The organism is Laedolimicola ammoniilytica (genome assembly GCF_025567165.1).
In the GTDB taxonomy this organism is placed as follows: domain Bacteria; phylum Bacillota; class Clostridia; order Lachnospirales; family Lachnospiraceae; genus Laedolimicola; species Laedolimicola ammoniilytica.
In genome coordinates this window covers 107,177-130,366 of record NZ_JAOQKC010000006.1, presented here as the reverse complement: position 1 = coordinate 130,366, position 23,190 = coordinate 107,177, and the positions used below count along the sequence as shown (strand labels likewise).

The following is a 23,190-nucleotide window of genomic DNA, read 5'->3' as shown; positions in this document are numbered from 1 at the left end:
AACAATAAGTGATTGGTGTATAATATCCAGATACTTGATTTCGTACAGAAGTGGGAGCTTATAAGATGAAAACCTTCTTTTTAAAGTTGTTTATGGTGTTCAGTCTGTTCTTTCCGGCATTCTGGAGTACCTTTTCAGAGGACTATAAGATGGAATATTACGCGGTCTTCACCGCGGCCTACGGGGCGCTGCTGCTGTGGATGGCTGCCTGCGCCATAAAGGGAGGATGGAAGAAAAAACAGGTGTTTGCGCTGTGCCTCGTGGGAGGACTGCTGATCTACAATATCCTGTCTCTCTGGTTCAATGTGCGGGAACTGCACTGGTTCGGCGAACAGATCGACGATACGGTGGCTTTCCTCTTTCTTCTGGTGCTCTGCATGCAGGAGGAACCGTTGGGAGAGAAGCCGGAGAATCTGATCCGGTTTTTTCTGGGGTGCGCGGTGGTGTCGAATCTCCTCAGCATCGTGTATTTCTTTGCGGGCTACACTAGTTTCCTGATCTGCAATAACCGGTTCTATTTCGGCCAGCTGCCAGCGGATTACTATGAGTTCCGTCATTACTGGCTCTACAGCCACAAGAGCGACTATGCGCTGATGCTGACCCTGTTTCTGGCTGCTGTGGTACATTTCCGCGGTCTGTTCCGGAGAAAATGGATGTTCTTCGGAAGCGTGGCGGTGCTGTTGACAGCCATGTTCCTGTCCCATTCCTGGACCGGCTTCGGCGCGGCGGCGTTGGTGCTTCTGGGCGGTTTCCTGGATCAGGTGGACTGGAAACGGTTTCATTTCCGAAAAATCCATCTGCTGGGGATCGTCGGGGTGGCGGCAGTAGGCGGCGTGGCCGGAAAGCTGCTTTTAAAGGAACGGAATATTTTCTCCATGGGAGACCGGAACCAGATCTGGGCCGGGGCTCTCAGGGAGATTCGCCAGTGTCCGGGCGGCTGGGGCTTTCAGTTCGGGGAACGGCTCTTTGAGGTGCGGTCAGGCTGGTCCACCAACAACTGCCACAATATTTTCCTGAACGCCATGCTGCGGTTCTCGGTTCCGGTGGGCCTGTGTTTTCTGCTGCTGATGCTGGCAGTGCTGATTTACGCCCTTTACAAAAGCAGGAGTTTTCTGGGAACAAGCCTGGTTCTGGGCGTCTTCGTGCTGATGAATATGGATTACGCATTGCTGAATTACGAGATGGGCATGTTCCTGTTCGTGATCTGGCTGGTATGTATTTACAAAAAAGAGGATGGATATGACGGATAAGATACAAAGAGCATGTATAGTACTGTTTTCCGGCGTCTTTGCGCTGATCTGGCTGGCGGTGATGGCGGTGTGCGCTGCGGATCTGAAGCAGAGCAGACAGATCGGCGCACTGGCCGGTGTGCTGGGGCTTTTGCTCCTTCTGGTGCTGCTGTCCGCAAAAAAGCTTCTGGGTTCCCTGTGGGAGAAGGAGAGGTTTTTTACGGGGGTGACAGCGGGAATTTTCGTACTGATGGCGGCGGGACTTCTGTATGCGGCCTTTGAGCTTGAAGTGTACCCGGGCTGGGATTTCGGATCGGTCTACCAGGGGGCGGTGGAGCTGGCGGAAGATGGTTGCTTCTCAGACAACAGCAGCTGGTATTTCACTACCTACCCGAACAACGTGGCGGTCTGCATGTTTCTGGCCGGTATTTTTAAGCTGTTCGGGGGCTTCTGTTCCTATATTACGCTGGGTATCCTGCTGAATGTGGGATTGATTCTGCTGGGGCTGTTCTTTTTCTGGCAGCTGGCCCGGCGACTGTACGGTGTCCGGTACGGGGCTTTCGGAATGTTACTCTGTCTGTTTTTCCTGCCCTTTTACATGCATACGCCGATTTTCTATACGGATACCTTTGCCCTGCCCTTTGTGACGGGGACTTTGTGGTCCTATCAGTTCCGGGAGAAGGATCGCCGGTTTCTGCTTCTGACCGGCGTGATTCTGGCGGCGGGTTACAAGATAAAAGGAAGTCTGGGCGTGATTTTCATCGCCCTGCTCATTTACCTGTGGCTGTGCAGGGACAGTCTGAGGGAACGGTTGATCCGGAGCCTGCTTTTGACCCTGCCTTTCCTGGCCTTGGTGGGTTTCCTGACGGTGGTTCCAGCGAAGTTCTCAGGCCTGAGCGCGGAGGAATCCTATCGCAATGAATTTCCCATGGAGCACTGGGTGGCGCTGGGACTGGTGGACAGCGGCGGTTACAATGCGGACGTCTACTGGATGACGGCTTCCACCGAGGGAAAGGCGGAAAAAGAGGCGGTGGATCGGCTGTTTATCCGGCAGAAGCTGGAGGAATACGGCGCATCCGGGATGCTGGCGCATCTGCGGGAAAAAGTGGTGTTTACCTGGGGCGACGGCGTCTATTTCGCGCCTGAGAAGCTACAGCGGGATCCGCTGAAAGAGAGCTGGCTGCACGACTGGGTGCTGTATTATGGAAAAAACTATTCCTATACATACCGTTACTGCAACGCCGTGCAGCTGTTGCTTCTGGGCGGAATTCTTCTGTCTCTTCTGCGGAATTTTATGGAAAAAGGAAGAATCAGGAAAATTCAGGCCATGCAGCTGTCGGTATTCGGCATTTTCCTGTTTCTGCTGATCTGGGAGACCCGCTCCCGGTATCTGGTGAATTTTGTGCCGGTATTTATTCTGCTGGGGCTGGACGCCATGCAGGCGATCCGGAACCGACTGCTACTTAGAAAGTAGCCTGTGAAAATGAGTTATGGAAAGGAAGAAATTATGACAGAAAAAAAGAAGACGTTGCTGATCTGCGGGCTCCTTCTGGCAGTCTGCCTGCTGGAGCTTCTTCTGGGATGGCAGTACGGAAGACAGAAAACGTATCTGATGTGTGACGAGCTGTTTACCTACACTTCTTCCAACAATGCCGAAATTCAGGCATTTGATATGCCCTTAAATGAATGGCTGGACCGGGACTGGTTTCTCTCCCAGTCCACGGTGACCGAAGGACATGCTTTTGATTACGCCATTCCTTATCGAAATCAGGAGGCGGACGTACATCCGCCTTTTTACTATTTTCTGATGCACACCCTCTCTTCTCTGGTACCCGGGAAGCTGTCCATTCCGGCTGGAGTGGGACTGAACCTGTGCTTTCTGTGGGGCAGTACGATTCTGCTCTACCTGGTGACGAAGGGGATTTTTGGAAGCCGCAGGATCGGGCTTCTGGTGAGTGCCTTGTTCGGAATCAGCTATGGAGCCATGAATATGATTCTGTTTGTGCGGATGTACGCCATGTTCGCATTTCTGCTGCTGGCCCATGTGTATGTATATCAGCGGTTGGTGGAAAAGCGGGAGCTGACCTGGAAGACCTTTCTGCTTTTGGGAATTACGCTTGTATGCGGCGTCCTGACCCACTATTATTTTATCCTTCCAGCCTGCTTTCTGGCCGTTTGGTATTTTGTAAAATTCTGGATGCAGAAGCGGTGGAAGGAGGAGTGCGGCTACCATGTGACCCTGGAGCTCTCCGCGGTGGCGGCCCTGGCCATTTTCCCAACCATGTGGCAGCATATCTTCAATGATTACCGGGGAGAGGGAGCCAGAAATAATTTGGTGAAGCTGTCCGGCTTCGGCGGCAGTCTGAAGACCATGGTGAAAATTCTGAATGATCAGCTGTTCGGGGGCTGGCTGTTCGCGATCCTGACGCTGGCGGTTCTGCTTTTGATCGTGTATCTGATAAAGCATAGAAGCTTCCCGTGGAAGGAGCTGGACAGGCTGTATCCGGTGGTATTTATGACCCTATGTTATTTTCTGATGGTGACCAAGATTGCGCCGTATATGACGGACCGCTATCTGATGCCGGTCTATGCTTTTGTGTATCTGATTGCAGTGGGCGGCTTTGCGTGGCTGCTGGGAAAGCTGATTCGCCCCGGCCGGGCGCTGGCGGTCTGCAGTGCGGTATTTCTGGCGGCCACAGCCGGAAAGCTGGCCCAGGGAGCGCCCGGATATGCATATGCGGATTTTCAGAAGCATCAGGCTCTGGCGGAGGAGTACGGGGATACTTACTGCGTCTATATCGACCGGGAATATAACTGGTGGGAATATTACGGCGTGATACAGCTTTTGCAGGAATACAAGGGCTTTTACTGTATCTCCTACGCGGCGATCACCGAGGATATCCCGGCGGCCATGGAGAAGTTTGCAGACGCGGATCAGGTGGTGGTCTATGTGGGAGATTCCGAGCTCAACGAGGAGATCACAGACTATATCAGCAAGACCGTAGGAGCGGTGGAAATGCAGCCGCTGGATGAATTTGACCGGTATCATATCTACCTGGCGAAGCTTCGATAATTTCGAGAGCGGAAAGAGGAAAAAACTGCCTATGAAAAAGAAAATCTGGGGGGCTTACGGATTTTTATGTGCGGTGCTGCTTCTCATGGCGGCGTCCAGCTTTCTGAGGAAAAGAGTAACTTATGAGATGGGGGTAAACCTGCACGTCACGGAAGGGGAAGTGAAGGAGGCGACCCTTGGCAAACCGCTTGCCCTGTCCCGGGGCGTCTACGAGGTGACGGTGGAGTATCAGGCGGAGGGCACGGAAAATACGATTTTCGCGAAGTCTGATACCCGATCCGGGAAAGTAGGTTCCGATGCGATCCTGCTGGAACGGGGGAAGACAGAGGAAAGCTTCCAGGTCTGGGTATCGGCAGATGTGCCGGATGTGACGATTCGAACCGCTTATCAGGGCTATAACGGGTTCTCTGTGTCGAAAGTGACTGTGAAGGAGAGCATCCAGGGAAGAACGCGGGAGCTAGCGCAGGCAGTTCTCTTTTGCCTGGCGCTGGGGATTTTCTTGCGGTTTTTCGGGCCGGGCGGAAGGCTGGATACCCGGGAGAAGCGGCGGACTGGATATCAACTGCTTGTGACGGTATTTCTGGCGTCCATCCCACTTCTGTCCCGGGGTGTCTACATCGGCCATGACAGCGGTTTCCATTTCCTTCGGATAGAGGGCGTATGGCAGGGGCTTGCCTCCGGCCAACTCCCGGTGCGGATTCAGCCCAACTGGCTTCATGGTTACGGGTACCCGGTATCCCTGTTTTATGGGGACGCTCTGCTCTATGTGCCCGGAGTTTTCCGGATGCTCGGTTTCAGTGTGCAGGAGGTCTACGAAGGGTATGTACTGGCAGTCAACGGATTTACAGCGGCACTGACCTTTTACTGCCTGAAGCGGATACTGGGAGACGTGCGGATGGCAAGTCTTGGCAGCTTCCTGTATACGCTGTCGGCTTATCGTCTGGCGAATGTGTATACCAGGGCGGCTCTGGGCGAATACAGTGCCATGGCTTTTCTGCCGCTGGCGCTCTACGGCTTCTGGTCCATATTCAGTGATTACAGCGGGAAAAAGAACTGGATGGCGCTGGCCATGGGGGTTACCGGGCTTCTGGAGACCCATATGCTCTCCACGGAAATGGCGGCCATGCTGGCCGGCGTGCTCTGTCTCGTGATGATCCGCCGGATCTTTCAGAAGGAGACCTTTCTGGCCCTCATAAAGGCTGTGGTGCTGGCGCTGCTTCTGAATTTATGGTTTCTGATTCCCTTTTTGGACGAGATGCTCCATGAGAAGATGAACATTACAGTGGGAATTCTGTCCGGCAGTGGGATTCAGGAAAATGGCTTGACTGTGGGAGAGCTTTTCCGGATCTGGCAGCATGGAACCGGGATCTGGCCGAACGGCATCCAGGGCGAGCTGCCGCTGGGAATCGGATTGGCCATGCAGCTGGCTTTTTTGATTCTTGCACTGACCCTTATCGTCTGCAGAAGGGATAAGGAGGAACGGAAGCTTCTGGCGTTGAACCTGGGGTTTGCGTTGCTGACCCTGTATGGCGCGACAAAATATTTTCCATGGGATTTTCTGGAAAATGCGGGATTCCATTTCCTGTCTACCCTGCAATTCCCCTGGCGGCTGCTGGGTATGGGAACTCTGTCCCTGACCGTGGGTGTCTGCGCGGCGCTGGCATACCTGAAAAAGCAAGGAAGGCAGAAGCTGGTGCGTCTGTGTACTGGTCTGCTGGTGACCTTCACGCTTCTGGGGAGCGGATATACGCTTTTTACCTTTATGGAGACGGCGGAGGTGGAAGAGTGCCACGAGGAACGGGATGCCACCTATTATGTGTCGGGTGGAGAGTATCTTCCGGCGGATATTGAGCTGGATGAGGAGGAAGCCTTTCATCCGCTGGAGCCCCGGGGAAATGGCGTGGAAATAGAAAGCTTTCAAAAGCAGTACAATAAGATCCGGGTGACCTGTAAGAATACGGAATCAGAGGAGACGGTGCTGGAGGTACCGATTTTACTCTATAAGGGATACAAAGCCTGGGATGCGGAAACAAAAGAGGAATTCCAGATGCTGCGAACAGACTTAGGAATGACAGGAATCATGCTCCCTGCGGATTATGAGGGGACGATCCGGATGGAATTCCTGGCGCCATTGTGGTGGAATGTATCGGAGATAGTCAGCCTCTGCGCCTGGATTGGAGTGCTGGTTTATTATATGGGGAAGAAAAGAAAAAGGCCGGGATCTGACGGTTCGTCAGCCCCGGCGTGAAAAACGGAAGGCTTACTGGACATTCTCGTGGTCCAGCTGATAGACTTCAACCATATGAACCACCTTTTTGCCGAACCATTCGGCTACGGCCTGGTTCTTCCAACAGGTCTCATCGGTATCCAGATTGTCGAAGAAGAGCAGGTGGGGCTCCACAGAGAAATTAGGAACCCAGACCTCATCCACACCCTCCAGGGAAAGCATGGAGATCCGGTCAAGATTTTCCTGGTGATAAGACTGGGCATATCCCTTGTACAGGGCATTGACGGCGGAAAAAGAGGTGATCTGATCCGGCTTGGTGAAGAACAGGGCCACCAGGGTGGTCACAGCGATGCCGGTGTACCAGGACTGCAGGAAAGGTTTCCGGAAAGCTGGGTTCGAGACAGAAACCGTAGTTTTGGAAGCAAGCCATCCAAGAAAATAAATCAGATCCAGAAAAAGAAACAGGTACAGGGCGCACATGATGATGTTCAGTACTCGGGCGTATCCGGCGAAGCCCAGAGAGTAGACCGAGGGCGTGAACATACAGGCATAGCCGCAAAAGGAGAGAAAGATCACTAGGCCAGGTAGCGGGTAACGCCGGTGGGAGCGGGATACGAAATGCCAGATCACCGGAGTCAGGAACAGAAGCAGCAGAAGAAAATAAATGTTGGTCCATTCCTTAAAATAGGTAACGGCATATCGGAAAGAATCATAAATGGCGGTTACCGGGGACAGAGGTGAGATTTCGCCCTGTCGGACCGTGTTGCCCGGTGCGGTTACATTGAAGTAGAGGCCGGTGAGGGTGAAGCCCAGGGGCAGCAGGCACCAGAGTGCTTTCCGGTTCCGGTAAAAGAGACAGAAACCGCCAAACAAGCACAGTAAAACCGGTGTCTGCAGGGCGGTGATGAAGTTGGATCCGCCGCAGATGAGTCCCAGCAGACAGGCGAGAAACAGAAGCAGCGCGCCCCGGATGCGGGAGGACGTCTTCAAAAACAACATGAGACAGGACAGCAGAAACAGCATACAGGAATACATGAAGGTATAGTGGACGCTGCCCACATACCAGTAGTAAGCCTCCACCGGATCCGGCATGGTCTGGATGCAGAGCACCAGAAAGGCCGCCGCGATGGTGATATAATGAACCGGCTTTGCCCCCAGATAATCTCCCAACAGTACTTTGAAGAAAAGAAAATGACTGGCGATCAGCATGCCCAGCATGAGCCAGGCAGTCAGTCCGTAGAGCCGTTCGCTGATAACAGAGGGCTGCAGGGACATGAAAAACGCGGAGGCGAAGGGGCCCTGGTAGGTATACCAGAAGTCATGGGAGGTCTGGAAGGCAGCGCCGATAAGCCTGACCGGCGAGTGGGTCTCCTCCCATACCTGATGGGTATAATTGCCGTAGGTATAGTCGTCCGCGCTGGAATGATCGTACCGAGCGATATAGAGAAGCGGCAGTGTGGTCAGAATCAGGACAAGAACGGTCAGAAAGCAGAGCCGGGCAAGTCCGGAAGCCTGAAAATAGCGTTTCATAAAAATCACCTTTGAATACAGAATTTCGGAAAAACCGATATGGGTATCATAGAAGATAAGCACGCATTTGTCAAATGAGATTTGCAGAATAGAAGGAGAACAAAGGACATGGAGAAAACGAAAAAGAGGTTCTGGCCCATCCTTTTGCTGGCGGTCTATCTGGCCGTAAATATGGCGCTGATCCTCCATCACGAGAACTGGCGTGATGAGGCGCAGGCCTGGCAGATAGCCGGGCTTTTGGATCTGAAGGGGCTGTTCGCCCAGCTGAAATACGAGGGACATCCCTGTCTCTGGTATCTGATTCTGATGCCCTTCGCGAAGCTTCACGCGCCCTTTGGGAGCATGAATGGTATCAGCCTGGTCCTGATGGCTGTGGCAGCCTGGCTGATGCTGACCCGCGCTCCGTTTTCCATGCCGGTTCGGGTTCTGACCGTGTTCAGCGGCTTTTTCCTGTATTACTATCCGGTTATTTCCAGAAGCTATGCACTGGTGCCGCCGTTGCTGGCTCTGCTGGCCCTGTGTTATCCCAGGCGGATGGAAAAGCCTCTGCCCTATGGCATTCTGCTGGCACTTCTGACCCAGACCCATATTTACATGCTGGGGCTGTCCGCAGCCCTGTCCTTCTTCTGGCTGCTGGAGATTCTGCGGGAAATTCCCCTGAAAAAGCCGGAAAACCGGGTGCGTCTGTGTGCCGTGTTTCTGAATCTGGCAAGTGGTCTGTTCCTGATCTGGGAACTCTTCGGCAGCACGGACAGGAATACCGGCGTGAACATTCACATCAGTTCCACCCTATCCTCCAATCTGCACCGGATGAGCGTGGCTTCCCAATGGGCGTCCGGTTTTGCGGTAGGCGGCGGAATCAGCGATGAAACATGGAAAATACTGGTATTTGTAATAGCTCTCTGCTTTTTGCTGCTTCTGCTCTGGTCCTGGAAAGAGACCCTGATTCTGGCAGCGGCTGTGGGCAGCCAGGTGCTGATGTTTACCTATGTCTATCTGCCCTCGGAGCAGAAGGCCATGCTGCTGGTCCATGAACTGATTTTTATTCTGTGGCTGATTTTGGAAAAGAAGAAGGCTTCCGGGGAGAGAGAAGAGACGGACTGGAGAAGAAAAGGAAACCGGGCGGCAGCCGTGGGCTTTCAGGCTCTGCTGGCGGTTCTCTGTCTGCTGTCGGTGGACGGACACCGGGGAGCTATGGAGTCGGACTGGAAGGAGCCCTATTCCGCGGGAAAAGATGCGGCGGCTTATATTGAAAAAGAAATTCCGCAGGAAGCGCTTCTGGTGACAGCCGGAGACGTACCGGCCTACGCGGTGGCAGCTTACGCGCCGGATCGGACGCTCTGGTACCCGCTGACGGAAGCCCCCATCACCTTTTCCGTCTGGAATGAGAGCCGGGAGGAGACCATCGGGTATGAAGAAATGCTGGAACGAATCCGCTCCCATTACCCCGAAGTACAGTCCTTCTGGCTGCTGACCGGAGGTCAGAACAACATCGAGGGCCTCGAAGAGGCCCTCGCAGATACCGTCCCCGTATTTCGGGAGGACGCATTGATTTCCGAAGAAAGTGTCCGGATCTATGATATATCCGGATTTTAAGAAACGTTATTGCAGCGCTATCACCGGGGTGCCTTCGGGCACTCCGAACATTTCTGCGCAATAGAGGTTGAGTTTGTCATTTTCCGTATCAAAACAGATCAGATAGTCATAGCCCAGATCCCGGGCTGTTTCCACCACTTCACTGATATCTTCCCCAGCCGAGGAATTATGTACATCCACCGTGGCAGTATACAATGCGTATTTCACCAGATGATAGGTGTATCCGGAGTCATCCGCCGGTACATAGACCAGGCAGGCGCTGTCTGGCTGCAATCCGTATTCCTGAATCAGGGCTTCCAGCCGATCACGCTGGGTCTCGCCGGAATGTCGCAGAAGAATCCGCGGATTGGCGCCCATGAGACAGAAGACAAAGAGAAATACGAAGGTGAAAATAAAGGCTGTAGGAACCGGAACCATATCCATCCATTTTCCAAAGTGGTACAGAGCAATGGCCAGACAGAAGATGGCGATGGAGCCATAGTACCGGGGATATCCGGCCATCATAAGAGCCTCGCCCTCCGGCATGGAGAAAAGATACATACACAGGCTGCCCAGCTGATAAGCGGCGTAGACCAGCACAAGGAACAGAGCCAGCCTGCCGAAAGCGGGACGGGGAAGCTTCTGAAAGCGGGCGTAGAGAGTCGCCAGCAGAAGCACGGCCAGCAGAAGCAGCAGAATCCGTCCGTGCAGCACCTGAAGCAGGAAAGCCCTGGTAATCTGCGGGATTGTGCCGTCGGCCAGCTTGGCCTGAATATTGGCCAGGTAGACCGACAGGGACATGCTGTGGGGCGAAGATTCGGCGGAGGTGAAGACATAGGCCACATGCCGGTTCCAGGCCAGCAGGGAGAAGAGCGGGAACAGCATCACAGTCAGCCAGGAGCGCCGCTGCATGGATGAGGCGGTCTTCCGGTGGCGGATCCAGTAGATCAGTACCCGTCCGGCGATGAGTGCCCAGAAGAAGATGCCGGAGTTTTTGATCATGATCACGGCTACAGTCGGAAGCACCGTCAGCCAGGCCGTATGCTCATCTACCTCCAGCTCCCGGTTCAGAAGCAGGAATCCGAAAGCACCGCACAGTGGCAGCAAAGTGTCCACATACAGACTGTCCGGTGTGGCGATATAGCTTAGGAAAAACAACGAAGCGCCCAGAAGCAGCAGAAAGCCCGGAAGCTTTCTTTTCCGGATGCCGGAAAATACGGGAAGAATCAGGCTTATGGTCAGCATCGTCTGCGCAAACATCTGACACCCCTCCGACACAGTAGAGATGAGCCTGCTCACATAATAGATGAAGACAGAGCTTCCAAGAGGGTACCCCTGGAACAGAATAATCGGATCCTGCCAGGTGGGGAACCGATCGGTTTGAAGCATCTGTTTCACTACCAGTGCCCAATGGGAAAAATTGTCATATCCGGTAAAGAGCACGCCCTTCAGGAGCAGAAGGAAATAAAGGCAGGCCAGCGCGAAAAAGATCAGGGCCGGCGTCACGAAATCCCGGTATTGCTTCCGGTAATGGAGGGAGCCAAGGGCCAAGAGCAGTCCCACGAGGAAAAGTGCCGGGACCGCCAGAGGCAGAAGATTCAAAAGCCCCGCGAAAAAGAGGATACAGATCTGACCTGTAAAGACCAGGGCCGGAAGAAAATCTACGGAAATCCGGGTTTTCCGGTGAGCAAAGGTCAGATAACCGAAGGTAGAAAGGGCGAAGAGCAGTACCCGCACGCCCAGAAGCAGTGTGTTCATGAAAGATTCCTCCTGAGTTACACAGTCTTAAAGATATAGCGGCGCTGGATCTGATAATTAAACAGATACAGAACCGAGTCCACGATAAGCTTGATTATCGTGGCGGGAAGGGGCAGGAAAGAAAAGAGACTGACCAGACCTGCCGAGCAGAACATGACCAACACGCAGAGAACGTAATATTTGGGCAGCGTACTGGTCGTGCTGCCCTTATCTCCGAAGACCAGCTGCCGGTTACACCAGTAATTGACCAGAGAGGAAATGACTCGGGCGATGACCGTCGCCTGCAGAATTTGCCAGGGACCGGCCGGAAGCAGCAGATGGGCAATGGTAAAGCCAATGAGATCCACCAGAGAGGAGGCCAGGGAGGAAATGGCGTATTTTACAAAAGTTCCCAGCAAAATACGGTAGACCTTCATGGAATCCACCAGGGGATTAAAGTGTGATTCGGAATTATTGTCCAGATAGACAGTGGCGATTTCCACAGCTTCCAGCGGAATCCTGGAAATGGCCGCATCGGTCAGCATATTCATCTCATACTCGAAACGTTCGCCCTTCAGAGAGCACATCCGGGGCAGCAGCTCCCAGGGAATGCCCCGCAGACCGGTCTGGGTGTCGGTGACCTTTACGCCGTAAAGCAGATGGAACAGGGCGCTGGTGATCAGATTGCCGAAGCTGCTGCGCAGGGGTACGTCATCCTGATGAAAGTTCCGGCAGCCCAGCACGATGGCGTTTTTACCGAAAGCGTGGAGCTCCGCCATTTTCTGATCCAGGCGCAGCACATCCGCAGGAAGATGCTGGCCGTCGGAATCAGCGGTGATGACGCCCAGACCCTTCCACTGGGGCTGTTCCAGAATGTAGGTGAAGGCGTCCTTCAGGGCCCGGCCTTTTCCCATGTTGACCGGGTGGGTCAGTACCGTACACTGGGGATGCTTCTCCAGGGTCTCAAAAATGGCCTTCTTTTCCGGGGAGCTTCCGTCGTCCACCAGGAGAAGATGCTCCGCGCCGGAGGCGATGAGCTCGTCCACATAGGAAACAAACTGCTCCGGCGGGTTCAGAGCCGGAATTACAATAATACTTTTCATAACACATACCTCACAATAGAAACAGAATACTAATACACGATGGAAAGGTGCAGGGTTTTGACCCCATACCAGTGGGCCACAGCCTCATTCCGGTAGTCGCCCGGATCATCGGCGGAGAGCTCCTGGGGATCCAGAAGCACAGGACACACGGAGAAGTTGGGAACCCAGACCTCGTCGACGCCCTGAGTCAGCAGGGCGATACGGTACAGGCTTTCCTCATGGTAGCTTCTGGCGTGGCCCCGGACGATGGATTCCGCGGCGGAGATGCCGGTGATCTCATTTTTATCGGAGAAGACCAGAAGTACCAGCGCGAAGAGCACCATTCCGGCGGTGAGGCTTTTGCGGCAGCCCTGCCAGAGACGGGAAAAGAAGGAGAGAAGACTCTCCGTCAGCCCGAACCGGCGGCAGCGGGCAGTCACCCAGCCGGTGAGATAGACCAGATTTAAAAAGTAAAGCAGATAGAACAGCATCCGCATGATATTCAGAGTCCGGCCGAAGATGTAGGTCTGTCCCATGGAGAAGAGGGACGGCGTATAGGAGGCCGCCACCACGCAGTAGGAGAGACCGGCCACAACGCCGGGCAGGGGGAAGTCAAAATTACACCGGGAGAGCCCCACGCAGAGGAAGGGCAGCAGGAGCACGGTAAAAAAGATGAGATATACGGTGGTCCAGTCCCGGATGCCCTTGAAAGCATAGAGAAAGGAATAGTAGACGGCCTCCACAGGTCCCATGGAATCCAGCTGGGCCGCCATGCGGGTGGCGTTGCCGGGAGCCATGGCGTTTACGGCCAGTCCCGCCAGCATAAGCACGAGGGGCAGGATGCAGAAAAGTCCCCGTTTCTTCCGGAAAATAAGACACAGAAGCAGGAGAAAAACCAGCAGCACCGGCGTCAGCAGGGCCGTCACATAGTTGGCGCCGCCGATGACCACGGCCAGAAAACAGGAGAGCAGAAAATACGCCGCGCGGGCTCCCCGCTTCTCCGCCTTCAGGTAGAGCAGTACAAAAGAGAGGAAGAACAGCATGCAGCTGTGCATGAATACATAGTGCAGCGCGCCGTTGAACCAGTAGAAGGCAGATTTTCCTTCATCCAGCACATGGACGGACAGGAACAGCACGGACAGGGCCAGGCTCTGCCAGAGGCTCTTTTCCAGCTTCAGATAGTGGGTGAAAATGGTACGAATCAGCAGCCAGGTGCCACCGCAGAGCATGCCCAGCATCAGAAATGTGGTCAACGGATAGAGCCGCTGGCTGATGACGGCGGGCTGCAGGGACATGAGAAAAATCGATGCATAGGTGCCCTGCCAGGTGTTATAATAGCCCGCTACATTTTGCACGGCAGCCTTCAGAACGGAAATGATGGAATGGGTCTCCTTCCAGGCCAGATGGGCGGCCAGGCCGTAGGCGTAGTCATCTCCGGCCGGGTGGGAATAAAAGGCCAGAGCCAGAACCGGGACGATGCTGACGAGAAAGGCCAGAGCCAGAATCCGGGACAGCCGCTGCGAATGTGACAGATTTTTCCAACTTCCCAATATCTTATGTATCATGAAAAATATACCTCGATTACGAATTATTTATAACTGTTCAGTACCTGACCGGTTATAATGCAAAATCCATGAAAATCGGCTTCGCCGATGGGATTTTGCACACCTGAATCATTTTTTTATGCCTTCAGCAGCAAGTGCTTCAGGCTGTACTGGATAATTATAGCATTTCTATGATAAATATACCGAATCCGAAAAGCCTTGTCAACCGACAGAGGGCAGGGACTGTGGAAAAGTCTTGCCCTCCGCTCTGTTTAATGCTATACTACAATTAACTATGAAGAAAAATAAGAATAAAATCGGAGGATTTTTTTAAAATGAGAACTTATCTTGTAACCGGCGGAGCCGGATTTATCGGCTCCAACTACATTCACTACATGTTCCGCAAGTACGGTGACGCTATCCGCATCATTAATGTGGACGCGCTGACCTACGCAGGTAACCTGGAGAACTTAAAGGACATCGAGGAGCGGGACAATTACACTTTCATCAAGGCAGATATCCGCGACCGCGAGGCCATCGAAAAGATCTTTGCGGAAAATGATATCGACCGCGTGGTTCATTTCGCGGCAGAGAGCCATGTGGACCGCAGCATCGTGAACCCGGAGATCTTCGTGGAGACCAACGTACTGGGAACCCTGGTGATGCTGAACGCGGCAAAGAAAGCCTGGGAGTTGCCGGACGGCACCTTTAAAGAGGACAAGAAATTCCTGCACGTATCCACCGACGAGGTATACGGATCCCTGGAGGAGGGAGATACTTATTTCTATGAGACGACTCCCATCGATCCTCACAGCCCCTACTCCGCGAGCAAGGCTTCCTCTGACATGCTGGTGAAGGCATACTGGGATACTTACCGTTTCCCCATGAATATCACCAACTGCAGCAATAACTACGGACCTTACCAGTTCCCGGAGAAGCTGATCCCGCTGATCATCAATAATGCATTGCAGGGCAAGAAGCTTCCGGTATACGGCGACGGCAAGAATGTGCGTGACTGGTTGTATGTGGACGATCATGCCAAGGCCATCGACATGGTACAGGAAAATGGCCGCCTGGGCGAGCGTTACAACATTGGCGGACATAACGAGAAACAGAATATCGAGATCATCAACATCATCCTGGAAACTCTGCAGGAGATGCTGCCGGACGGGGATCCGAGAAAGAAGCTGGTAAGCAAGGACCTGATTACCTACGTGACAGACCGTAAGGGCCATGACCGCCGTTACGCCATCGCTCCGGACAAGATCAAAGAGGAGATCGGCTGGTATCCGGAGACCATGTTCAAGGACGGTATCCGTCTGACTATCCAGTGGTTCTTTGAGCATGAGGACTGGATGAAGAACGTAACCAGCGGCGATTATCAGAAATACTACGAAGAGATGTATAAGAATAAATAAGGAACGGAACAGATAGGAGAAAATTACAAATGAAGGGAATTATTCTGGCCGGAGGTTCCGGAACAAGACTTTATCCGCTGACAAAAGCGATTTCCAAGCAGATTATGCCGGTATATGACAAGCCGATGATTTATTATCCGCTGTCCACCCTGATGCTTGCGGGCATCCGTGAGGTGCTGATTATCTCTACCCCGCGCGATCTGCCCATCTTCGAGGAGCTTCTGGGCGACGGTTCCCAGCTGGGCATGAAGATGAGCTATGCGGTACAGGAGAGCCCCAGAGGACTGGCTGACGCATTTATCATCGGCGAGAAATTCATCGGCGACGACCGGGTAGCCCTGGTTTTGGGAGACAATATCTTCTACGGACAGAGCTTTTCCCAGGTTCTGAAGAATGCGGCAGAGCGGGAAACCGGCGCTACCATCTTCGGTTATTACGTAAAGGATCCCCGTGAGTACGGCGTGGTAGAGTTTGACCGGGAGGGCAAGGCTCTTTCCATTGAAGAGAAGCCGGAGAATCCCAAGTCCAACTATGCGGTACCGGGTCTGTATTTCTACGACAACGACGTGGTAGAGATCGCCAAGAACGTAAAGCCCTCTGCACGTGGTGAAATCGAGATCACCAGCATTAACAACGAGTATCTGCGCCGTGGAACCCTGCGGGTAGAGACCCTGGGACGCGGCTTTGCATGGCTGGATACCGGCAATCACGACGCGCTCCTCGACGCTGCGGACTTCGTAGCCGCTTTCCAGAAGCGTCAGGGTATGTACATCTCCTGTATCGAGGAGATCGCGTACCGCCGCGGCTTTATCGACAAGGAGCAGCTGGTGAAGCTGGCGCAGCCTCTTCTGAAGACGGCCTACGGTCAGTATCTGATCGACGTGGCCAATGGATTATAAATACAAGCTTACAAGGGAGACAATGAAAAATGGGAAAGATTACAGTTGAGACCTGCCCGATTGAAGGTCTGAAGGTGATTACTCCGACCGTATTCGGCGACGAGCGCGGTTATTTCATGGAGACATATAACTACAACGATTACAAGGAAGCAGGCATCGATATGCCCTTTGTACAGGACAACCAGTCTGCGTCCAAGAAAGGTGTACTGCGGGGTCTGCATTTCCAGATCAACCATCCCCAGGACAAGATTGTCCGGGTGGTAAGCGGTGAAGTATTCGATGTGGCCGTAGACCTGCGCGAGGGATCCGCCACCTACGGACAGTGGTACGGCGTGCTACTCTCCGCGGAGAATAAGAAGCAGTTCTTCATTCCGAAGAACTTCGCCCACGGCTTCCTGGTGTTGTCTGATTACGCGGAGTTCGCGTACAAGTGTACCGATTTCTATCATCCGAACGATGAGGGCGGCCTTCTGTGGAGCGATCCGGATATCGGCGTAAAATGGCCGATCCCGGAGGGAATGGAACTGACTATTTCCGAGAAGGATCAGAAATGGGGCGGAATTAAGGAGTTGAAGAAATAAGATGAGTGAGAGCGTACAGCTGACAGCAGAGGTATTTATTGACACAGGTAAGGATTTCCGGCCGGAGGATTCTCTGACGATGCCCTATACCTGCACGCTCGGTGAGAAGGTCACTCTGGACTTTGACCTTACAGGCTTTGAGCACACCTGCGGCTTCCGTTTCGACCCGCTGCTGGAGGACAGCAGCATGGTGAAGCTGGAGGCGCTCGCCCTGACCTATGAGAATGAAGAAACAAAACAGATAGAAGCGGATCGGCTCAAGACCAACAGCGACGTGGACTTTGATCCCGTCTTTGTCTATCTCCACAACGACCCGAAGTTTTTCGTGGACGAGGCCCTGTGCCTGAAGCTTAAAAGCGCGAAGGTGACCTTCCGGGTACTGGAGCTGGGCAATGGCAAAAAGGAATACTGGCAGGAGATCAAGAAGCACAGCGTCTCCGAAAAGGAGAAGGCGCAGCTTCTCGGCAAGTTGGATATCGCCATGAAGGAAAATAACGCCCTGGAGAAAGAAAATAAACGGCTGAAGGTGGAGGCCGAGGATATCTATTCCTCCGGTATCTGGAAGCTGCAGCATGACGCCCGGGGTCCCATGAAGGTGATTTTCGGCAAGGGCAATATTCTGACCTTCCTGGCGTCTGTCTATCTGGCTCTCTGCAGTGAGCTGTTCATCTTTAATAACGCTTATTACTCCACACCCAGACCCAACGATCAGGTGCTGTGCTTCAGCTTTTTCCGCTTCGGCATGGTATTTCTGGGAGCCTTTGTGCTGATTGCCGTGATCAACCGTGTGATTCAGAAAGGATACCGCCGTGAGCTTGCTTAGTGTCTTTGTTAAATACAGAGCCCTCATTGACCAGCTGGTCATGAGGGACATCAAAACCAAATACCGACGCTCTGTGCTGGGCCTTTTATGGACGGTACTGAATCCTCTTCTGATGATGACAGTACTGTCTATTGTATTTTCCTACTTTTTCTCCCGTTACGGAGATGTGGAGAATTTCCCGGTCTATCTGCTGTGCGGCCAGGTCATCTTTAACTTCTTTAATGAATCGACCAGTATCGCCATGGGCTCCATCGTCCACAGCGGCGAGCTGATTAAAAAGGTGTACGTGCCCAAGTATCTGTTCCCGATTACCAAGGTCATGTCCAGCGGTGTCAACCTGCTGTCCTCCATGATCGCGCTGGTCATCGTGATGGTGGTGACCCGTTCCCGCGTAACGCCGACGGTGCTTCTGGCGGTATTCCCGCTTCTCTATGTACTTTTGTTTTCCACAGGCGTGAGCCTGTTTTTGTCTGCGGCAGCCGTAAGCTTCCGGGATCTGATGCACCTGTACAGTGTGGTGACCACGGCATGGATGTATCTGACCCCGGTCATTTACCCCATGTCCATCCTGGACGGCGCGCCCAGGTGGGCCGTATTCATCATCAATGCCAACCCGCTGACTGCCTTTATCAAGATTTTCCGCGCGGTAGTGCTGGATGGTGTGACAGCGCCCTGGATTCTCCATGTACAGAGTATCATATGGTGTGCGATTGCCCTGGTGATTGGTTCCCTGGTATTTAAGAAATCCCAGGATAAGTTTATTCTGAAGATATAGGAGAGCAGTATGAAGTTAGAAAATGCCATAGAAGTCAAAGACGTGTCCATGTGCTTCAACCTCTCCAGAGAAAAGGTGGACAGCATCAAGGAATACGTGATCAAGGTGCTGAAGCGCCAGCTCTTTTATGAGGAGTTCTGGGCGCTGAATGACGTGAGCTTCGAGATTCGGAAAGGCGATTCTGTGGGACTGATCGGAATGAACGGTTCCGGTAAGAGTACCATGCTGAAAATCATCGCAGGCGTCTTAAAGCCCACCAAGGGAACGGTGGAAACCACCGGAACCATTGCGCCGATGATTGAGCTGGGAGCCGGCTTCGACCACGATCTGACCGCCCGGGAAAATATCTTCCTGAACGGCGCGCTCATCGGTTATTCCCAGGAAATGCTGGAGGAGCGGTTCGACGATATTATCTCGTTCGCAGGACTGGAGCGCTTCGTGGACGTACCCATCAAGAACTTTTCATCCGGTATGCTGGCCCGTCTGGGCTTCTCCATCGCCACCATCGTGGATGCGGATATCCTGATCATCGACGAGATTCTGTCCGTCGGCGACTATCAGTTCCAGAATAAATGTAAAAAGCGTATCCGGGAAATGATGGATCGCAATACCACGGTCCTTTTTGTGTCCCACAGTATCGAGCAGGTCAAAGAAATCTGCAATAAGGCCATCTGGATTGACCGGGGACACGTGCGGATGATCGGCGAGGCGGAGGAGGTCTGCGACGCCTACGAGGATCCCAACGCAAAGGAATAACCGTATTCATAAATAGGATGTTCACAGAGAATAGGTTACTGTGAACGAAGTGAATAGTAATACAGGGGAGTTATGAAGCAAACTATGGATAATCAGGAACAGATGGATTATAAAAAGCTTTACGAGGCAGAGCGGGAAAAAACCGAGGTTCTCGTAAGCAAAATCGAAGAGTCCGAGAAGGAGATCGAGGAGCTGAATTTCAAGCTGGATCGCATCAAGGGAAGCTTTGCCTGGAAACTGGCGATTCCTCTCCGGAAGGGACTGCATTTCTATGAAAAGACAAGGGATCGTCTGACTCGTTACGGTTCTATCCCCGGGATTATGCGGAAGGTAAGAAGCAAGCTGCAGGAGCGCAAGAATATGAAGCGCCACGGCACTGCCAGCTTCCCAGGTCCGGAGGAAGCAAAGGCCCAGCGGGAGACCGTATTTCCCAATATGGTGAAGTTCAGCATTCTGACGCCCCTTTACAATACGCCGGAGAAGTTCCTGACAGAGCTTCTGGACTGCGTACAGGCCCAGACCTATCAGAACTGGGAGTTGTGCCTGGCGGACGGCAGCGACAGCGAGCACGCTTACGTGGGAGAGATCTGCAGAAGATACGCGGAAAGCGATGCCCGTATCAAATATCAGGTGCTGGAGCATAACGAGGGAATCTCCGGCAACACCAACGAATGTCTGAAGATGGCTACCGGCGATTATATCGCCCTGCTGGATCACGACGATATTCTCCATCCGGCGGTGCTGTATGAGTACGCGAAGGTTATCAACGAGAAAGGCGCGGATTATATCTACTGCGACGAGATCACCTTTGAGGGCGACAGCATCGATCATATGATCGTGCTGCATTTTAAGCCGGATTTCGCCGTGGATAATCTGCGGGGCAATAACTATATCTGCCATTTCTCTGCATTTTCAAAGCACCTGCTGGACGAGACAGGCGTATTCCGGAGCCAGTATGACGGAAGCCAGGATCATGACATGATTCTCCGTCTGACCGCAAAAGCAAAGCTGGTATACCATGTACCGAAGGCCCTGTATTACTGGCGTTCCCATAAGGCCAGCGTGGCCCAGGACATCAACGCGAAAACCTATGCGGTGGACGCTGCCAAGCGCGCGGTACACGACCACATTAAGGATGTATATGGCATGGACGTCAAGGTGGAGAGCACCCGGGCGTTCCCGACCATTTTCCGGATCCGCTATCCGCTTCTGGAGCGGCCTCTTATCTCCATTGTGATTCCCAACAAGGATCATATGGAAGATCTGTCCCGCTGCGTGGAGTCCATCGTAAATAAGTCCACTTATGAGAATTACGAGATTGTCATTGTGGAGAATAACAGCGAGACAAAAGAGATCTTTGATTACTATAAGGCCCTGGAGCATAATCCGAAAATCCGGATCGTCAAGTACGAGGGCGAGTTCAACTACGCGAAAATCAATAACTTCGGCGTAAGCTTTACCAACGGCAAGTATGTGTTGCTCCTGAACAATGATATGAAGGTCATCACCAGAGACTGGATAGAGGAGCTTCTGATGTACGCCCAGCGGCCGGATGTGGCTGCAGTCGGCGGTAAGCTTTACTATGCGGACAATACCATTCAGCATGCGGGCATCGTCATCGGCCTCGGCGCTCACCGGGCGGCGGGCCACACCCATTACAAGGATGATAAGATGCATCTGGGCTATATGGGACGCCTGTGCTACGCTCAGGATGTGACGGCAGTGACCGGCGCGTGTCTTCTGGTCAGCCGCGCCCAGTATGACGAGGTGGGCGGCCTGGACGAGGAGTTCCGGGTGGCTTTCAATGACGTGGACTTCTGCCTGAAGCTCCGTCATGCGGGATATCTGAATGTATTTACGCCCTTTGCGGAGCTCTATCACTACGAGTCCAAGACCCGCGGTATGGAGGAGGGCGAGAAACAGAAGCGCTTCCAGCAGGAGGTAGACCTGTTCCGTAAGAAGTGGAAGGCGGATCTGGATGCGGGGGATCCTTATTTCAACCCGAACTTCTCACTGGATTACTCCGACTATACGATTAAATAAGAAACAGGAGAGAAACTTGAACAAAAAGCAGATCACACGAAACAGCATAGCGGTGCTTGCGGCTTTTCTGGCCGTGTGCGGGATCAATCTACTGTACGGAATCCGCGCAGAGAATACCATGCTGTCCAACAGTGTGACAGTAGTGCTGATGTTCGGCGCGTTCGCTTACGTGGGCGCGCAGTTTCTGAAAAAACCGGTTAACGGCAGGCTGCTGGTTTACGGCGCGGCAGACGGAATGCTGTTCGCGGCGCTGATGAGCTGGGGTTTCTCGTTGAATTATACGGATACTGTGTGGAATCCGCAGGTGCTTCCGGCTTTTCTCTGCCTAGCCCCGTTTTTCACGATTTGCGTGAGCGCAAGCTTACGGATGCTGGCGGGGCTGCCGGGAAAAGAAGCAGGTGCAGCGGAAAAATCAGAGGCAGGTTCGGCGGCAGCGCAGGAGGCCGATAAATTGGCAGACGCGCATATCAGCCAGGCGGACGGTCCGACGGCCTATTTCATCGCCTACAGCTTCCCGGTACGAAAGTTCTACTGGTTCTGCTTCGCGGTTCTGTTTCTGTCCTGGGTTCCGGTGCTTCTGGCCTCCTGGCCGGGTATCTTTTCCTATGACTGCGGCTGGCAGCTGGCGGCGGTGGCCGATCACGCATGGACAGCCCATCACCCGATACTCCATACGGCGATGCTGTGGATTACGAGACAGATTGGCCGTGCGCTGACCGGTTCCAACCAGACCGGAGCACTGCTTTACTCCCTGCTTCAGATGGTGATCATGTCCGCCTTATACGCGGACGTCTGCCTGTACCTGCGGCAGAAGAAAGCGCCGAAATGGCTGTGGATGGGGGCACTTATTTTTCTGGGCTTTCACCCGGTAAACAGCCTGATGGCCCTGTGCGCCACCAAGGATTCGATTTTTACCGCAGTTTTCGCGGTTTTTGTGGTACAGCTGCTTCGAATGGCAGAGTACCCGGAGGTGTTCTTCGCTTCCCGGCGCAGACAGCTTTTGTTCTGCGTCAACGTATTTTTCCTGTATGCGTTCCGTAATAACGGTCTGCATACCTTTTTGTTCTGCATTCCCTTCCTGCTGTGGGCGTACCGCAGATATTGGAAAAAAATGCTGCTGCTCTGTGTGATTTGCCTGGGCCTTTACGGCATTTACACGGGACCGGTCTACAGCGCCTTAGGCATCGAGCCCGGAGACGCCAGGGAGATGTGCAGCGTGCTGATGCAGTCGGCGGCCCGTGTATACAATCTGGATTATCAGGGCCTGACGGAGGAGCAGAGAGAGGGGATTCTCGCCATGATCGACGAGGAGGGCCTGAACACCTATATGTCACGTTTTGCCGACCCGGTGAAGGCCTATTTCCACGGCTCTGAATTTGCGGAAAATCCGGTGCCGTTTCTAAAGACCTGGATCAGCGTGGGAATGACCCACAAGAAGATGTATATCGATTCGTTCCTGGCAGGAAGCTTCGGCTACTGGTATCCGGGTGATACCATCGAGGACAATCCGTCCGGAAGAGATTATTTTGAATATTACTGCAAGGAGTTCCGGGAAGACGTGGATGTGACTATGGAATCCAGGATTCCGGCTCTGTCAGAATTTTATAGAAAAATCGGAAATGAAGCTTCTTTCCAGAAAGTTCCGGTCATTGCCGCAACATTTAACCTGGGCGTCTACACCTGGCTGTGGCTGTTCACCATGCTGCTTTTATTCTATGCGAGGCAGTGGCGGCGGCTCATTGTGATGGCTCCCTTTACCGGGTATTTCCTGACAAACCTTCTGGGTCCTGTGGTGAAAATGCGGTATCATTATCCGTTTATCGCCTGCATGCCATTGATGATCTATCTGATCTGGCGTGTATACAAGGAAAAAAAGGGAGAAGATTAATATAGAGGAG

General features: G+C 53.1%; 17 protein-coding genes. 13 read left to right on the top strand and 4 right to left on the bottom strand.

The genetic code is table 11. The features are described from left to right. Positions 1-65: 65 nt before the first annotated feature. From OCV63_RS06225 to OCV63_RS06210, 4 genes are read left to right on the top strand one after another with little or no spacing between them, the layout of a single operon-like run. A complete protein-coding gene (locus OCV63_RS06225; RefSeq protein ID WP_158362835.1) occupies positions 66-1,250 on the top strand; it encodes an O-antigen ligase family protein in 1,185 nt (394 codons plus the stop codon). Continuing rightward, on the top strand, positions 1,240-2,703 hold the full coding sequence (locus tag OCV63_RS06220) for a glycosyltransferase family 39 protein (RefSeq protein ID WP_262670670.1): 1,464 nt from the start codon (positions 1,240-1,242) through the stop codon (positions 2,701-2,703). The genes OCV63_RS06225 and OCV63_RS06220 overlap by 11 nt, the downstream gene beginning before the upstream one ends. Before the next feature lie 33 nt (positions 2,704-2,736). Next, positions 2,737-4,302 (top strand): glycosyltransferase family 39 protein, encoded by a 1,566-nt coding sequence (locus OCV63_RS06215; RefSeq protein WP_262670669.1) that lies wholly within the window; start codon positions 2,737-2,739, stop codon positions 4,300-4,302. A 31-nt stretch (positions 4,303-4,333) separates the two neighbouring features. Further along, positions 4,334-6,550, top strand: a complete 2,217-nt coding sequence (locus OCV63_RS06210) for a hypothetical protein (RefSeq protein ID WP_158362829.1) — start codon at positions 4,334-4,336, stop codon at positions 6,548-6,550. 12 nt (positions 6,551-6,562) lie between these two features. Here OCV63_RS06210 and OCV63_RS06205 read toward each other — a convergent pair whose 3' ends face one another. After that, positions 6,563-8,059, bottom strand: a complete 1,497-nt coding sequence (locus tag OCV63_RS06205; RefSeq protein ID WP_158362827.1) for a DUF6056 family protein — start codon at positions 8,057-8,059, stop codon at positions 6,563-6,565. Between the two features lie 108 nt (positions 8,060-8,167). Here OCV63_RS06205 and OCV63_RS06200 point away from each other — a divergent pair, with 108 nt between their 5' ends. Continuing rightward, positions 8,168-9,655 carry a hypothetical protein gene (locus tag OCV63_RS06200; RefSeq protein ID WP_158362825.1) on the top strand — a complete coding sequence of 496 codons (1,488 nt, stop codon included), beginning with the start codon at positions 8,168-8,170 and terminating at the stop codon, positions 9,653-9,655. Between the two features lie 6 nt (positions 9,656-9,661). On the opposite strand, the gene OCV63_RS06195 is transcribed toward OCV63_RS06200, so the two are convergent. The 3 genes from OCV63_RS06195 to OCV63_RS06185 are packed head-to-tail and all read right to left on the bottom strand — an operon-like array spanning position 9,662 to position 14,018. Beyond that, the gene (locus OCV63_RS06195) at positions 9,662-11,392 is read right to left on the bottom strand and encodes a hypothetical protein (RefSeq protein WP_158362823.1); all 1,731 of its coding nucleotides are present in this window, start codon (positions 11,390-11,392) and stop codon (positions 9,662-9,664) included. Between the two features lie 17 nt (positions 11,393-11,409). Further along, complete coding sequence (locus OCV63_RS06190; protein ID WP_158362821.1) at positions 11,410-12,474, bottom strand: bifunctional glycosyltransferase family 2/GtrA family protein; 1,065 nt, start codon at positions 12,472-12,474, stop codon at positions 11,410-11,412. 29 nt (positions 12,475-12,503) lie between these two features. Further along, the gene (locus OCV63_RS06185) at positions 12,504-14,018 is read right to left on the bottom strand and encodes a DUF6056 family protein (protein WP_158362819.1); all 1,515 of its coding nucleotides are present in this window, start codon (positions 14,016-14,018) and stop codon (positions 12,504-12,506) included. A gap of 314 nt (positions 14,019-14,332) precedes the next feature. Here OCV63_RS06185 and rfbB point away from each other — a divergent pair, with 314 nt between their 5' ends. The 8 genes from rfbB (at position 14,333) to OCV63_RS06145 (ending at position 23,180) form a co-directional block, all read left to right on the top strand. Further along, positions 14,333-15,415: a dTDP-glucose 4,6-dehydratase gene (rfbB, locus tag OCV63_RS06180; RefSeq protein ID WP_158362817.1), complete on the top strand. Its 1,083-nt coding sequence runs from the start codon at positions 14,333-14,335 to the stop codon at positions 15,413-15,415. A gap of 29 nt (positions 15,416-15,444) precedes the next feature. Continuing rightward, positions 15,445-16,314, top strand: coding sequence for a glucose-1-phosphate thymidylyltransferase RfbA (rfbA, locus tag OCV63_RS06175; RefSeq protein WP_158362815.1), 870 nt, complete (start codon positions 15,445-15,447; stop codon positions 16,312-16,314). A gap of 29 nt (positions 16,315-16,343) precedes the next feature. Beyond that, complete coding sequence (rfbC, locus tag OCV63_RS06170; RefSeq protein ID WP_158362813.1) at positions 16,344-16,895, top strand: dTDP-4-dehydrorhamnose 3,5-epimerase; 552 nt, start codon at positions 16,344-16,346, stop codon at positions 16,893-16,895. Position 16,896: 1 nt separating this feature from the next. Beyond that, positions 16,897-17,718, top strand: a complete 822-nt coding sequence (locus tag OCV63_RS06165; protein WP_158362811.1) for a hypothetical protein — start codon at positions 16,897-16,899, stop codon at positions 17,716-17,718. Beyond that, positions 17,705-18,493 carry an ABC transporter permease gene (locus OCV63_RS06160; protein WP_317245655.1) on the top strand — a complete coding sequence of 263 codons (789 nt, stop codon included), beginning with the start codon at positions 17,705-17,707 and terminating at the stop codon, positions 18,491-18,493. Before OCV63_RS06165 ends, OCV63_RS06160 begins: the two co-directional genes overlap by 14 nt. A gap of 9 nt (positions 18,494-18,502) precedes the next feature. Then, positions 18,503-19,249 carry an ABC transporter ATP-binding protein gene (locus tag OCV63_RS06155; RefSeq protein ID WP_158362807.1) on the top strand — a complete coding sequence of 249 codons (747 nt, stop codon included), beginning with the start codon at positions 18,503-18,505 and terminating at the stop codon, positions 19,247-19,249. 84 nt (positions 19,250-19,333) lie between these two features. After that, a complete protein-coding gene (locus OCV63_RS06150; protein WP_158362805.1) occupies positions 19,334-21,292 on the top strand; it encodes a glycosyltransferase family 2 protein in 1,959 nt (652 codons plus the stop codon). Between the two features lie 16 nt (positions 21,293-21,308). Then, the gene (locus tag OCV63_RS06145) at positions 21,309-23,180 is read left to right on the top strand and encodes a DUF6020 family protein (protein WP_158362803.1); all 1,872 of its coding nucleotides are present in this window, start codon (positions 21,309-21,311) and stop codon (positions 23,178-23,180) included. Positions 23,181-23,190 lie beyond the last annotated feature (10 nt).

Excerpts from the sequence above, each read along its gene's own strand:
- OCV63_RS06225 (WP_158362835.1), top strand. The coding sequence starts at position 66 with ATGAAAACCTTCTTTTTAAAGTTGTTTATGGTGTTCAGTCTGTTCTTT.
- OCV63_RS06220 (WP_262670670.1), top strand. The coding sequence starts at position 1,240 with ATGACGGATAAGATACAAAGAGCATGTATAGTACTGTTTTCCGGCGTC.
- OCV63_RS06215 (WP_262670669.1), top strand. The coding sequence starts at position 2,737 with ATGACAGAAAAAAAGAAGACGTTGCTGATCTGCGGGCTCCTTCTGGCA.
- OCV63_RS06210 (WP_158362829.1), top strand. The coding sequence starts at position 4,334 with ATGAAAAAGAAAATCTGGGGGGCTTACGGATTTTTATGTGCGGTGCTG.
- OCV63_RS06205 (WP_158362827.1), bottom strand. The coding sequence starts at position 8,059 with ATGAAACGCTATTTTCAGGCTTCCGGACTTGCCCGGCTCTGCTTTCTG.
- OCV63_RS06200 (WP_158362825.1), top strand. The coding sequence starts at position 8,168 with ATGGAGAAAACGAAAAAGAGGTTCTGGCCCATCCTTTTGCTGGCGGTC.
- OCV63_RS06195 (WP_158362823.1), bottom strand. The coding sequence starts at position 11,392 with ATGAACACACTGCTTCTGGGCGTGCGGGTACTGCTCTTCGCCCTTTCT.
- OCV63_RS06190 (WP_158362821.1), bottom strand. The coding sequence starts at position 12,474 with ATGAAAAGTATTATTGTAATTCCGGCTCTGAACCCGCCGGAGCAGTTT.
- OCV63_RS06185 (WP_158362819.1), bottom strand. The coding sequence starts at position 14,018 with ATGATACATAAGATATTGGGAAGTTGGAAAAATCTGTCACATTCGCAG.
- rfbB (WP_158362817.1), top strand. The coding sequence starts at position 14,333 with ATGAGAACTTATCTTGTAACCGGCGGAGCCGGATTTATCGGCTCCAAC.
- rfbA (WP_158362815.1), top strand. The coding sequence starts at position 15,445 with ATGAAGGGAATTATTCTGGCCGGAGGTTCCGGAACAAGACTTTATCCG.
- rfbC (WP_158362813.1), top strand. The coding sequence starts at position 16,344 with ATGGGAAAGATTACAGTTGAGACCTGCCCGATTGAAGGTCTGAAGGTG.
- OCV63_RS06165 (WP_158362811.1), top strand. The coding sequence starts at position 16,897 with ATGAGTGAGAGCGTACAGCTGACAGCAGAGGTATTTATTGACACAGGT.
- OCV63_RS06155 (WP_158362807.1), top strand. The coding sequence starts at position 18,503 with ATGAAGTTAGAAAATGCCATAGAAGTCAAAGACGTGTCCATGTGCTTC.
- OCV63_RS06150 (WP_158362805.1), top strand. The coding sequence starts at position 19,334 with ATGGATAATCAGGAACAGATGGATTATAAAAAGCTTTACGAGGCAGAG.